At 67.9% G+C, this 11985-nt stretch carries 13 protein-coding genes; 2 read left to right on the plus strand and 11 right to left on the minus strand.

The annotated features are described in order from the left end of the window. The coding region (locus IE107_RS06870; protein ID WP_268246564.1) for a glycosyl hydrolase family 18 protein at positions 1 to 293 on the plus strand (293 nt) is incomplete at its 5' end. 337 nt (positions 294 to 630) lie between these two features. Continuing rightward, entirely contained in the window at positions 631 to 2133 is a 1503-nt protein-coding gene (locus IE107_RS06875; protein ID WP_229866744.1) for a class I adenylate-forming enzyme family protein, read from the plus strand. 136 nt (positions 2134 to 2269) lie between these two features. Here IE107_RS06875 and IE107_RS06880 read toward each other — a convergent pair whose 3' ends face one another. The 11 genes from IE107_RS06880 to atpB all read right to left on the minus strand — a co-directional run bounded on the left by IE107_RS06880 (position 2270) and on the right by atpB (position 11821). Further along, positions 2270 to 2704, minus strand: coding sequence for a PaaI family thioesterase (locus IE107_RS06880; RefSeq protein WP_189542157.1), 435 nt, complete (start codon positions 2702 to 2704; stop codon positions 2270 to 2272). After that, a complete protein-coding gene (locus IE107_RS06885) occupies positions 2701 to 3906 on the minus strand; it encodes an aromatic ring-hydroxylating oxygenase subunit alpha (protein WP_189542159.1) in 1206 nt (401 codons plus the stop codon). Before IE107_RS06885 ends, IE107_RS06880 begins: the two co-directional genes overlap by 4 nt. A 239-nt stretch (positions 3907 to 4145) precedes the next feature. Next, on the minus strand, positions 4146 to 4592 hold the full coding sequence (locus tag IE107_RS06890; protein WP_189542875.1) for a DUF2550 domain-containing protein: 447 nt from the start codon (positions 4590 to 4592) through the stop codon (positions 4146 to 4148). A 141-nt stretch (positions 4593 to 4733) separates the two neighbouring features. After that, positions 4734 to 5108 carry a F0F1 ATP synthase subunit epsilon gene (locus IE107_RS06895; RefSeq protein ID WP_114246680.1) on the minus strand — a complete coding sequence of 125 codons (375 nt, stop codon included), beginning with the start codon at positions 5106 to 5108 and terminating at the stop codon, positions 4734 to 4736. A gap of 110 nt (positions 5109 to 5218) precedes the next feature. Continuing rightward, complete coding sequence (gene atpD / locus IE107_RS06900) at positions 5219 to 6661, minus strand: F0F1 ATP synthase subunit beta (RefSeq protein WP_189542161.1); 1443 nt, start codon at positions 6659 to 6661, stop codon at positions 5219 to 5221. Further along, positions 6661 to 7575: a F0F1 ATP synthase subunit gamma gene (locus IE107_RS06905; RefSeq protein ID WP_189542162.1), complete on the minus strand. Its 915-nt coding sequence runs from the start codon at positions 7573 to 7575 to the stop codon at positions 6661 to 6663. The genes atpD and IE107_RS06905 overlap by 1 nt, the downstream gene beginning before the upstream one ends. Positions 7576 to 7578: 3 nt before the next feature. Continuing rightward, positions 7579 to 9150: a F0F1 ATP synthase subunit alpha gene (atpA, locus tag IE107_RS06910; RefSeq protein WP_189542164.1), complete on the minus strand. Its 1572-nt coding sequence runs from the start codon at positions 9148 to 9150 to the stop codon at positions 7579 to 7581. A 138-nt stretch (positions 9151 to 9288) separates the two neighbouring features. Beyond that, positions 9289 to 10104: a F0F1 ATP synthase subunit delta gene (locus tag IE107_RS06915; protein WP_189542166.1), complete on the minus strand. Its 816-nt coding sequence runs from the start codon at positions 10102 to 10104 to the stop codon at positions 9289 to 9291. Further along, positions 10101 to 10646 carry a F0F1 ATP synthase subunit B gene (locus tag IE107_RS06920; protein ID WP_189542168.1) on the minus strand — a complete coding sequence of 182 codons (546 nt, stop codon included), beginning with the start codon at positions 10644 to 10646 and terminating at the stop codon, positions 10101 to 10103. The genes IE107_RS06915 and IE107_RS06920 overlap by 4 nt, the downstream gene beginning before the upstream one ends. Before the next feature lie 38 nt (positions 10647 to 10684). Continuing rightward, on the minus strand, positions 10685 to 10912 hold the full coding sequence (gene atpE, locus IE107_RS06925) for an ATP synthase F0 subunit C (RefSeq protein ID WP_030386954.1): 228 nt from the start codon (positions 10910 to 10912) through the stop codon (positions 10685 to 10687). 72 nt (positions 10913 to 10984) lie between these two features. Then, positions 10985 to 11821 carry a F0F1 ATP synthase subunit A gene (atpB, locus tag IE107_RS06930; RefSeq protein ID WP_189542877.1) on the minus strand — a complete coding sequence of 279 codons (837 nt, stop codon included), beginning with the start codon at positions 11819 to 11821 and terminating at the stop codon, positions 10985 to 10987. Between the last annotated feature and the right edge of the window lie 164 nt (positions 11822 to 11985).

The raw sequence follows: 11985 nt of genomic DNA on the forward strand, positions 1-11985 counted from the left end.
TCACCCAGGACGCACCCGGCGGCACCGCCACCGGCGCCGCCCCCGGCACCTACGAGGCCGGCATCGAGGACTACAAGGTCCTCAAGAACAGCTGCCCGGCCACCGGCACCGTCGCAGGCACGGCCTACGCCCGCTGCGGTACCAACTGGTGGAGCTACGACACCCCGGCCACGATCACGTCCAAGATGGGCTGGGCGAAGAGCCAGGGCCTGGGCGGGGCGTTCTTCTGGGAGTTCAGCGGCGACACCGCCAACGGTGAACTCGTCGGCGCGATCAACAGCGGCCTGAAGTAGCCCCCACGGGCTGAAGCGAACCCCCCACCAGCACCGCGCATCACCCCGGAAAGCAGCCGGGGAGACGGGTCCGCCCCCCGCCTCCCCGGTTTTCCGTCTGCTGGGGCGCACTCCACCAGGACACACTCCACCCACCTCGCCGATTCACTCAGGCGTAGAGGCCATCGCACTCATTCGCCTTCGTACCAGGGGCTGTTGGGACTTCCGCAAAGTATTGAACAATGATTCAATCCTTGCCGGGCCGGTGGGGCGCCATCCAGAATTCGCGGCAGGACCGCGCTTCGTCGAACCGCGGCCGCGACGCGATGTGGAGAGTCCTGCAGTGAACCTGACATGGATGCTGGAGAGGTCGGCCCGCACCTGCGCCGCGAAGCCCGCCGTGGTTTCCGACCTGGGCTCGATGACCTACGCCGAGTTGCTCTCGGCTTCGAAGCGGGCGGCCGCCGTACTGCGGGACCACGGCGTGCGGCCGGGCGACCGCGTGGGCGTGATGGCGTACAACACTCCTGCCTTCGCCGTGGCGGCGTTCGGCATCTGGCGGGCCGGCGCAGCCCTGGTGCCCATCAACCACAAGCTCACCGCACACGAGGTCGCGTACGTCACCGGGCACGCGAAGGTCCGAATGGCGGTCGTGGCCGAGGAACTGGCCGGGCGCATGCGCGAAGGGGCCCCCGGCGTCGTTGCTCTCACCACGAGTGACAACCGCAGCGGCGAGTTCGACCGGCACGTCGCACAGGCACAGGAGTGGGACGGCGTGGAGGTCGGGCCCGACGCCGTCGCGCAGGTGCTCTACACCTCCGGGACAACCAGTGCGCCCAAGGGATGTCTCCACTCGCACCGTGGCCTGTCCGGCGTGCCCGCGTACACCACCGCGGCCACCGGTCTGCGCCGCGACGACCGGTTCCTCATCGCGATGCCGATCTGGCACGCGGCGCCCCTGAACAACTGGTTCCTGTCCATGATCTACCTGGGCGGCACCGTGGTCCTGCTCAAGGAGTACCACCCGGTCGCCTTCCTCGAAGCCGTCCAGAAACACCGGACCACCGCGTTCTTCGGTGCCCCCATCGCCTACCTCGCTCCGCTGAGGACACTGGAAGCGGCGGGACGCGACCTGTCGGGCTTCGATCTCTCGCACATGCGGCTGTGGGCCTATGGCGGCGCACCGCTGGGAGCGCAGACCGTACGGATGCTGCAGACCGCCTACGGATCCGACAGCTTCTACCAGGTGTACGGGATGACCGAAATGGGCCCCGTCGGTTCCGCTCTCTATCCTCAGGAACAGGTCACCAAGGCCGGGTCGATCGGCGCGGGGGGCATGCCGGGCGTGGACATCCGTGTGGTCAGGGCCGACGGCTGCGATGCCCGCGCCGGCCAGACCGGGGAGCTGTGGCTGCGGTCGGGCACACGGATGATCGGCTACCTCGACGACCCGGCGGCGACGGAGCGCGCGTTCGACGGCGACTGGTACAAGTCCGGGGACCTGGCACGCGTCGACGAGGACGGCTACCTGTTCATCGTCGACCGGCTCAAGGACGTCGTCATCACCGGCGGCGAGAACGTCTTCTCGCCCGAGGTGGAGGAGGCGCTGCGCCAGCATCCGGCGGTCCAGGACGGCGCCGTCATCGGCCGGCCGCACGAGGAATGGGGAGAGACCGTCGTGGCCGTCGTGGAGGCGAACGCACCTGTGACGCTGGAGGAGTTGCGCCGGTTCCTCGCCACGAGACTGGCCAAGTACAAGATCCCCCGGGAGCTGGTGGTACTCCCGTCACTCCCCCGCACCCCCTCCGGCAAGGTGATGAAGCACGTCCTGCGCGAACAGGCACTGCCGGGCGCACACTGACCGCGCCGCGCGGCACCGCACGCAGGAGGCCGGACCCGGTCGGCAGGACGGCCGACGGAGCGGACAGCGCGGCCCCTGACGCGAGGACGGGGGTCTTCTCGCCAGGGGCCGGGGAGACAGCGGTGGGCGTCTGCGGTCAGTCCTCCTGCGCCGCGCGCTCGCCCGCCGTCACGATCGTCCCCTGCGCCACGGCGACCAGGCGCTCGGGTCCCTGCGACGACGTGACGTAGATGGAGCACTGGCACACGGCCTGCCGCCGGGTGGTGGCCGTTGCCTGCGCGCGGGCGATGACGATGTCGCCGACCGCCGGCTTGACGTAGTTGATCTTGTATTCGGCGGTGAGCGCGTCGCCCCCCAGGGCGAGCCCTCCCGCGAACGTCAGCGCGTTGTCCGCCAGGTAGCTGAGGACCCCGCCGTGCACGAAGCCGTGCTGCTGCTGGATCTCGGGCCGGTTGGAGATGCGGATCTCGGCCGAGTCGGGCCCCACCGAGGTGAGCTCGGCGCCCAGGAACATGCTGAAGGGCTGGGCCTTGAAGATGCTGTGCGCGAAACCGTTGAGGTCCGTGGTCATGAGTGCTGTCCTGTCGTCGCGGGGGTGGTGGCCGAAGCACCGGCGGCCTCGCCCGGTCCGGTGAGCCGCTCGTCGATGTTGCTCTGGAATATCGCGAGCAGGCCCTCCGCGAGTCCCAGGACGTGGTGATCGCTGCCGCCGTGCCGGAGGTGGCGCTGCACGTCCTCGGCGATGGCGAAGTCCTCCTGGTCGAACACGGTGTCGTTGGTGAAGCGGAACCGCTTCTCCAGGGCGCTCTGCCCGGCGGAACCGGCGAAGTCCTCGGCCCGGTAGAGCATCTCGTGGGTCCAGATCGTCCGGTCGGGGCTCAGCGGCCAGAACGTGTTGATGGACACGTAGTCGGGATGCAGGATGAAGAAGGTGTTGGGGAAGAGCGTGTAGTACACGGAGGCGTAGTCGAGTATGCGCCACTCCTCCTCCGGCTTGAGGGCGGTCTCGCCGATGTTGGTCCGTGCTGCGGACAGCCGGATGTGCGGCCCGTCGCTGTCGTGGGCGATCACGCCCCTCTTGAAGGCGGCCGCGAGCGTGTCCCGGTGGAGGTAGGGGACGTGGTAGCCCTCCAGGTATGTCTTGATCAGCAGCTTCCAGTTGGCTTCCTTGACGACCTTCGTCTTCTTGTACTGGACCAACGAGGCCACGTCGAAGTTCACGAGGTCCTCGTGGAACGCCCCGAGGAAGCCGGGGATGTCGAGCGTCGCCCCGGGCGTCCGGCCGACCCAGACCAGTCCCCCTGCCTCCGTGGCCGGCAGTTCCACCAGCCCGTAGTCGCACGGGTTCACGCCGGGGAAGTCATGTGCCCGGGTGATGCCCTTCAGAGCGCCGTCGAGCCCGTAGACCCAGCCGTGGAAGGGGCAGACGAAGTTCTTCACCGTGCCGGCCGGTGCCTCGGCGAGCCGGGCGCCCCGATGGCGGCACTGGTTGTAGAAGGCGCGGACCCGGCCGTCCTCACCCCTGACGACGAAGTACGGAAACTGGTCCCAGTCACTGGTCAGATAGGCCCCGGGTTCGGCGAGCGCCGACGCATGGCCCGCTATCAGCGGGTACTGGGAGAAGGCCGAGGCGATCTCCTGCTCCAGGAGCGCCTCATCCGTGTACTTGGTGACCGGAAGCCTGACGACCTCATCGAGCATCTTCTCGTCGCGGCGCGTCTCGCGCAGTGCGAGAAGGCGCTTGAGCATGTCCACCTGTTCGGCGTGTTGCATCTGTCCCCCCACGTCCACACCAAGCCATGAATCATCGTTCAATTCATGGTACGGAGGATGCAGAGGCGAGGCAACGATCCTCGGAACAAGAGCGGACGGCAGGTTCGACGCACAACCGAGCGCCCGGAAGCGGAAGTTGGGGACGGCATGACGAGGCCCGGCGTGAACGCCGGGCCTCGTCATGCCCGAACCCGCCGCACGGCAGGCGGCAGTTCGACGAAGGGGCTACGGGACGGCCCTCAGGCCACGTTGACCCGCTGGCCGGGCGGCGCCGCCTCCAGCCAGGCGAGGAACCCGGTCAGCGCGTCCTCGCTCATGGCCAGCTCCAAGCGGGTCTCCCGGTGGAGACAGCCGAGCACCACGGCGTCGGAGAGCAGCGCGAGCTCCTCCTCACCCTCGGGCAGACGGCGGGCGACCACCTCGATGGCGGAACGCTCCAGGACCCGGCGGGGTCGAGGAGCGTAGGAGAAGACCCGGAACCAGTCGATCTGGTCCTCGTTGTAACGGGCGACTCCGTAGACCCAGCCCTTGCCCGAGATATCGGGCTCCTCCGGGACGTTCCAGCGCAGGCTGCAGTCGAAGGTCCCGCCGGAGCGCTGAATCAGCCGCCGGCGAAGACCGAAGACGAAGAGTCCCACCAGGACCAGTGCGACGAGCATCCCGCCCACCCACAGCGCGAGGAACATCTCCACCGACCTCCTCGCGTCGTCGAGTAACGGATACCGCCAGAACTACAACCGCACCTGCATCGCCTCAGCCGCGGCACGGTCTGGAGTGGTCTCCAGCTCGGGCCGCGGCTGAGGGTAAAGCTACGTGGTCGCGGTGCGCTAGCGCACCGCCACCGCACGCAGTCGCACTTCGGCGCGCCGCTCGGAGGCGGCGTCCGTGTCCGACTTCGCACGCTCCAGCGCACGCTCGGCGCGCTGGACATCGATCTCGTCCGCCAGCTCCGCGATCTCCGCGAGCAGCGAGAGCTTGTCGTCCGCGAACGAGATGAAACCGCCGTGCACAGCGGCGACAACGGTGCCGCCGTCGCTCGTACGGATCGTCACCGGGCCCGATTCCAGCACACCCAGAAGCGGCTGGTGACCGGGCATGACGCCGATGTCGCCGGACGTGGTGCGCGCGACGACCAGGTTGGCCTCGCCGGACCAGACACTGCGGTCCGCGGCGACCAGCTCGACGTGCAGCTCAGCAGCCAAGGGTGGCTCCTCGGGTCACCACCCGGCCGTTCGAGCCGGGTGTTGGGTCAATTCTACGGGGCGTGGTGAGGGGGACGGGACAGGCCCGTCCCCCTCGGTGAGCCAGGGGCTCAGGAGACGCCGAGCTCCTTGGCGTTGGCCTTGAGGTCCTCGATGCCACCGCACATGAAGAACGCCTGCTCGGGGAAGTGGTCGTACTCACCGTCGCAGATCGCGTTGAACGCGGCGATCGACTCGTCGAGCGGAACGTCCGAACCGTCCACGCCGGTGAACTGCTTGGCGACGTGGGTGTTCTGCGACAGGAAGCGCTCGACGCGACGGGCACGGTGGACAACGAGCTTGTCCTCCTCGCCCAGCTCGTCGATACCGAGGATCGCGATGATGTCCTGGAGGTCCTTGTACTTCTGGAGGATCCCCTTGACACGCATGGCCGCCGCGTAGTGGTCCTCCGCGATGTAACGCGGGTCCAGGATGCGGGACGTGGAGTCCAGCGGGTCCACGGCCGGGTAGATGCCCTTCTCGGAGATCGGACGGGAGAGAACCGTCGTCGCGTCGAGGTGGGCGAAGGTGGTGGCCGGGGCCGGGTCGGTCAGGTCGTCCGCGGGGACGTAGATCGCCTGCATCGAGGTGATCGAGTGACCACGGGTCGACGTGATGCGCTCCTGCAGCAGACCCATCTCGTCGGCCAGGTTCGGCTGGTAACCCACCGCGGACGGCATACGGCCGAGCAGGGTGGACACCTCGGAGCCGGCCTGGGTGTACCGGAAGATGTTGTCGATGAAGAAGAGCACGTCCTGCTTCTGCACATCGCGGAAGTACTCCGCCATGGTCAGACCGGCCAGCGCGACGCGAAGACGCGTGCCCGGCGGCTCGTCCATCTGACCGAAGACGAGCGCCGTCTTGTCGATGACGCCCGAGTCGGCCATTTCCTCGATGAGGTCGTTGCCCTCACGGGTGCGCTCACCGACACCGGCGAACACCGACACACCGTCGTGGTTGTTGGCCACGCGGTAGATCATTTCCTGGATCAGAACGGTCTTGCCGACACCGGCACCACCGAACAGACCGATCTTTCCACCCTTGACGTACGGGGTGAGAAGGTCGATGACCTTGACGCCGGTCTCGAACATCTCGGTCTTGGACTCGAGCTGGTCGAAGTTGGGCGCCTTGCGGTGGATCGGCCAGCGCTCGGTGACCTCGGCCGCGGCCTCGGGCTTGTTCAGGATCTCACCGAGGGTGTTGAACACCTTGCCCTTGGTGATGTCGCCGACGGGGACCGTGATGCCGGTGCCCGTGTCGGTCACCGGCGCCTGGCGGACCAGACCGTCGGTGGGCTGCATCGAGATCGCGCGGACCAGGCCGTCGCCGAGGTGCTGGGCGACCTCGAGGGTCAGCGTCTTGAGCTTGCCGTCCTCGGCCGGGTCGGCCACCTGGACGGTCAGCGCGTTGTAGATCTCCGGCATCGCGTCGACGGGGAACTCCACGTCGACGACCGGGCCGATGACCCGGGCGACGCGGCCCGTGGCAACGGCCGTCTCAACTGTGGTCGTCATTACTTGTCACTCCCCGCGGTCGCGTCGGCCAGCGCACTGGCACCACCGACGATCTCGCTGATTTCCTGGGTGATTTCGGCCTGGCGGGCCGCGTTGGCAAGCCTGGAGAGCGTCTTGATGAGCTCACCGGCGTTGTCGGTGGCCGACTTCATCGCGCGGCGGCGGGCGGCGTGCTCGGAAGCAGCGGCCTGCAGCAGCGCGTTGTAGATCCGGCTCTCGACGTACCGCGGAAGCAGGGCGTCGAGGACGTCCTCCGCCGACGGCTCGAAGTCGAACAGCGGCAGGATCTCGCCCTTGCCGCCCTCCTCCTTCGTGGCATCGAGACTGAGCGGCAGCATCCGGTTGTCCACCGGGTTCTGCGTCATCATCGACACGAACTCCGTGTAGACGATGTGCAGCTCGTCCACGCCGCCCGCGGCGGTCTCCTGGGTGACCGCCTCGATCAGCGGGGCCGCGGCCCGCTTGGCGTCCTCGTACGTCGGGCTGTCGGTGAAGCCCGTCCACGAGTCCTCGATCTTCCGCTCGCGGAAGCCGTAGTAGGCGACGCCCTTGCGGCCGATCACATACGTGACGACCTCCTTGCCCTCGCCCCGGAGCCGCTCGGTCAGTCGCTCCGCGGCCTTGATGGCGTTGGAGGAGTAACCGCCGGCCAGACCGCGGTCGCTCGTGATGAGCAGGATCGCGGCCCGTCCCGGGGTCTCGGCCTCGGTGGTCAGCGGGTGCTTGGTGGTGGAGCCGGTCGCCACCGCGGTCACCGCGCGGGTGAGCTCGGTGGCGTACGGCGTCGATGCCGCCACCTGGCGCTGCGCCTTGACGATGCGCGAGGCGGCGATCATCTCCATCGCCTTGGTGATCTTCTTCGTGGCGGTGACGGAGCGAATGCGGCGCTTGTAAACGCGAAGCTGAGCGCCCATCGATCAGCCCTCGCCCAGGAGCTTGCCGTCCGAGGTCTCGAACTGCTGCTTGAAGGCGGCGACGGCGTCGGCGATCGCCTGCAGCGTGTCGTCGGACATCTTGGCGCCCTCGCGGATGCTGGTCAGGAGGTCCTTGCGGTCGCGGCGCAGGTACTCCAGCAGCTCCGTCTCGAAGCGGCGGATGTCCTCGACCGGGACGTCGTCCATCTTGCCGTTGGTGCCGGCCCAGATGGAGACGACCTGCTCCTCGACCGGGAACGGGGCGTACTGCGGCTGCTTCAGCAGCTCGACCATGCGCTTACCACGCTCCAGCGACGCCTTCGAGGCCGCGTCCAGGTCGGAACCGAAGGCGGCGAACGCCTCCAGCTCGCGGTACTGGGCGAGGTCGACACGGAGACGGCCGGAGACCTGGCGCATCGCCTTGTGCTGGGCGGAGCCACCGACACGGGAGACCGAGATACCGACGTTCAGGGCCGGACGCTGGCCGGCGTTGAACAGGTCGGACTCCAGGAAGCACTGGCCGTCGGTGATGGAGATGACGTTGGTCGGGATGAACGCCGACACGTCGTTCGCCTTGGTCTCGACGATCGGGAGGCCCGTCATCGAACCGGCGCCCATCTCGTCGGAGAGCTTCGCGCAGCGCTCCAGCAGACGCGAGTGGAGGTAGAACACGTCGCCCGGGTAGGCCTCACGGCCCGGCGGACGGCGCAGCAGCAGCGACACGGCGCGGTAGGCGTCGGCCTGCTTCGAGAGGTCGTCGAAGATGATCAGGACGTGCTTGCCCTGGTACATCCAGTGCTGGCCGATGGCCGAACCGGTGTACGGCGCCAGGTACTTGAAGCCGGCCGGGTCGGACGCCGGGGCGGCGACGATGGTCGTGTACTCCAGCGCGCCGGCCTCTTCGAGGGCACCGCGCACGGAGGCGATGGTGGAGCCCTTCTGGCCGATGGCGACGTAGATGCAGCGCACCTGCTTGTTCACGTCGCCCGAGCGCCAGTTGTCGCGCTGGTTGATGATCGTGTCGACGGCCAGAGCGGTCTTACCCGTCTGACGGTCACCAATGATCAGCTGACGCTGGCCGCGGCCGATCGGCACCATGGCGTCGACGGCCTTGTAGCCGGTCTGCATCGGCTCGTGCACCGACTTACGGACCATGACGCCAGGGGCCTGCAGCTCGAGGGCGCGGCGGCTGTCGGTCGCGATCTCGCCGAGACCGTCGATCGGGTTGCCGAGCGGGTCGACGACGCGGCCGAGGTAACCCTCGCCGACGCCGACGGAGAGCACCTCACCGGTGCGCTGCACCGGCTGGCCCTCTTCGATGCCGCTGAACTCGCCGAGGACGATCGCACCGATCTCGCGCTCCTCGAGGTTGAGGGCGAGACCGAGGGTGCCGTCCTCGAACTTCAGCAGCTCGTTCGCCATGGCCGAGGGAAGACCCTCGACCTTCGCGATGCCGTCGCCGGCAACGCTGACCGTACCGACCTCCTCGCGCGAGGCCGCGTCCGGCTTGTACGACTGGACAAAGTTCTCCAGCGCGTCCCGGATCTCCTCCGGCCGGATCGTGAGCTCCGCCATCTGGGTTCCCTGCTCTCCTTGTTGGGCCCGAAGTTTCTTAAGGGGGTCTGGGGGCCGACCCCCAGGAATCTTCTGCAATTTCTGCACGGCCCAACCGGGCCGCTGGTCTTGCTCTGTTCTGTTGCTGCGTTGCGTCGGTCAGCCGGCCATACGACGGGTCGCCTCTTCGAGGCGCTCCGAGATGGTGCCGTTGATGACCTCGTCGCCGACCCGCACCGCGATCCCGCCGAGGACCGTGGGGTCCACATCGAGGTTCAGGTGCATCGGGCGGCCGTAGATCTTCGCCAGCGCGGCGCCGAGGCGCTGCTTCTGCCGATCACTGAGCGGCACTGCCGAGGTGACCACGGCGACCATGCGTTCCCGGCGCTCCGCGGCCAGCTTGGACAGGGACTCGAGTCCCTCCTCCAGGCTACGTCCACGCGGCTGGGTGACAAGGCGCGTGATGACGCGCTCGGTGGCGGGCCGGGCCTTGCCGCCGAGCAGGCTGTGCAGCAACTGCCCCTTGGCGGACGCGGACGCGGACCGGTCGGTGAGCGCGGAGCGCAGCTCCTTGTCGGAGGCGACGATCCGGCCGAACCGGAACAGCTCGTCCTCGACGTCGTCGAGGTCTCCGCTGCGCTGGGCGGCGGTGAGGTCTGCGGTGTTCGCCAGTTCCTCGACCGAGTCGACCAGGTCACGCGACTGCGACCAGCGGGAGCGGACCATGCCGGAGATCAGGTCGACGGTCTCGCCGCCCACCTGACCGCGCAGCAGTCGTCCGGCCAGCTCCGCCCTGGCCTCGCCGGGCTGCGACGGGTCGGTGAGGACCCGCCGCAGGGAGACCTCGCGCTGGAGCAGCGCCGTTACGGCGGCCAGCTCCTCGGCGAGCTTCGCCGCGTCGACCGACGTGTTGTCGGTCAGCGCGTCGAGGGACTCGCGTGCGGCAGCCAGTGCCTCGCGGCTCGCGCCGTTCATCGGACAGCCTCGGCCTTCGCCTCGAGCTCGTCGAGGAAACGGTCGACGGTGCCGCTCTGCCGGGCGTGGTCCTCGAGGGACTCGCCGACGAGCTTGCCGGCCAGGTCGGTGGCGAGCTTGCCCACGTCCTGACGCAGCGCGGAGGCCGCGGCCTTGCGGTCGGCCTCGATCTGGGCGTGGCCGGCAGCGATGATCTCCTCGCGCTGCCGCTGGCCTTCCGCCCGCATCTCCTGCAGGATCACAGCGCCCTGCTCCTGCGCCTCCTGGCGCAGGCGCGCGGCTTCGTGACGGGCCTCGGCGAGCTGGGCCTTGTACTGCTCAAGGACGCTCTGGGCCTCGGTCTGGGCCGCATCGGCCTTCTCGATACCGCCTTCGATGGCCTCGCGACGCTCTTCCAGAACCTTGTTGATGTTCGGGAGGAGCTTCTTGGCGAGGAAGCCGAAGACGATGACGAAGGCGATCAGACCGATGACGAGCTCAGGGATCGGCGGAACGAGGGGGTTCTCCACCTCGGAGGCCGCGAGCTGAACCAGGGGGTTCACATCAGTGCCTTTCGTCGGAACGGACTAGTCGCGGTTCGTCAGCTGTAGACGAACGGCATGACCAGACCGATCAGGGCGAGCGCCTCACAGAAGGCGAAGCCGAGGATCTGGTTGGCGCGGATCAGGCCGGCAGCCTCGGGCTGACGAGCGAGAGCCTGCGTGCCGTTACCGAAGATGATGCCGACGCCGACGCCGGGGCCGATGGCGGCCAGGCCGTACCCGACGGAGCTGAGGGAACCGGTGACGGCGGCAAGGGTCTGGGACATGCCAGTTCTTCCTTCTCTTTCACGGACCGGTGGGGGTTGGCCACCGGACGACTGGGGGTAGGGGAGGCGCGATCAGTGGTGCTCGGCGACGGCACCCTGGATGAAGGCGCACGCCAGGAGCACGAAGACGTACGCCTGAACTGCCTGGATGAACAGCTCGAAGGCCGTCATCACGATGACCATCACGAACGAGACGCCCGCGTAGGCGATACCGATGCCGTTGAGCAGGTACCAGCTGGCGATGGTGAAGAGCAGCAGCAGGGTGTGACCGGCGAACATGTTCGCGAAGAGTCGGACCGCGTGCGTGAAGGGCCGGACCAGGACGTTCGAGAAGAACTCGATGACCATGACCAGCGGGAGCACCGGGCCGAGCGACTTGTCGTAGCCCGTCAGGTTCTTGAAGCCGCCGACGAAACCGTGGCGCTTGAAGGTGACGCTCATCCAGATGATGTAGACGATCAGCGCCAGCCCGGCCGGGTACGCGATGATCGACGTCACCGGGAACTGGGCGAGCGGGATGATCGACCAGAGGTTCATCATCCACACGAAGAAGAAGATCGAGACCATCAGCGGGACGTACTTCTCGCCCTCGCGCTTGCCGAGCGTCTCGTAGACGATGCCGCGGCGTACGAAGTCGTAGCCGGCCTCGGCGACCATCTGCAGCTTGCCCGGAACGACCTTCGGCTTACGGAAGGCGGCCCAGAAGAAGCCGACGATGATGACCGTACCGAGGAGCGCCAGCAGCATCGTCTTGTTGAAGTAGATGTTGCTGTCCGCGTCACCGAAGATCGGCTCGAACAGGAAAGAGTGCAGGCCAGGACCCGGGAAACCACAACCGGAGAAGATGTGGCAATCGGTCTCGAAGGCGAGCACCTGCGTCGGGTCAGCACTCACCGCGGGCTCCTTCAGCGTGGCGCATAGGTACGGCAACCTCGTTGTGTCGGCGCGGCGCGCAGCCGCGGTTCGGCACTGGACTGGTGTTACGGATGTGTGAGCGGCAGTCAGGCATTGAGCCTCGCGATCGAGCAGGCGTCAGCTCACATGCCCGCGCCCGCAGTGCCGCAGTTGGAACC

This window comes from Streptomyces gelaticus, from assembly GCF_014649535.1.
In the GTDB taxonomy this organism is placed as follows: Bacteria; Actinomycetota; Actinomycetes; order Streptomycetales; family Streptomycetaceae; genus Streptomyces; species Streptomyces gelaticus.

What these genes read in the sequence shown, in the direction of transcription:
- IE107_RS06875 (WP_229866744.1), top strand. Translation starts at nt 631, where the DNA reads ATGCTGGAGAGGTCGGCCCGCACCTGCGCCGCGAAGCCCGCCGTGGTT.
- IE107_RS06880 (WP_189542157.1), bottom strand. Translation starts at nt 2,704, where the DNA reads ATGACCACGGACCTCAACGGTTTCGCGCACAGCATCTTCAAGGCCCAG.
- IE107_RS06885 (WP_189542159.1), bottom strand. Translation starts at nt 3,906, where the DNA reads ATGCAACACGCCGAACAGGTGGACATGCTCAAGCGCCTTCTCGCACTG.
- IE107_RS06890 (WP_189542875.1), bottom strand. Translation starts at nt 4,592, where the DNA reads ATGTTCCTCGCGCTGTGGGTGGGCGGGATGCTCGTCGCACTGGTCCTG.
- atpD (WP_189542161.1), bottom strand. Translation starts at nt 6,661, where the DNA reads ATGACGACCACAGTTGAGACGGCCGTTGCCACGGGCCGCGTCGCCCGG.
- IE107_RS06905 (WP_189542162.1), bottom strand. Translation starts at nt 7,575, where the DNA reads ATGGGCGCTCAGCTTCGCGTTTACAAGCGCCGCATTCGCTCCGTCACC.
- atpA (WP_189542164.1), bottom strand. Translation starts at nt 9,150, where the DNA reads ATGGCGGAGCTCACGATCCGGCCGGAGGAGATCCGGGACGCGCTGGAG.
- IE107_RS06915 (WP_189542166.1), bottom strand. Translation starts at nt 10,104, where the DNA reads ATGAACGGCGCGAGCCGCGAGGCACTGGCTGCCGCACGCGAGTCCCTC.
- atpE (WP_030386954.1), bottom strand. Translation starts at nt 10,912, where the DNA reads ATGTCCCAGACCCTTGCCGCCGTCACCGGTTCCCTCAGCTCCGTCGGG.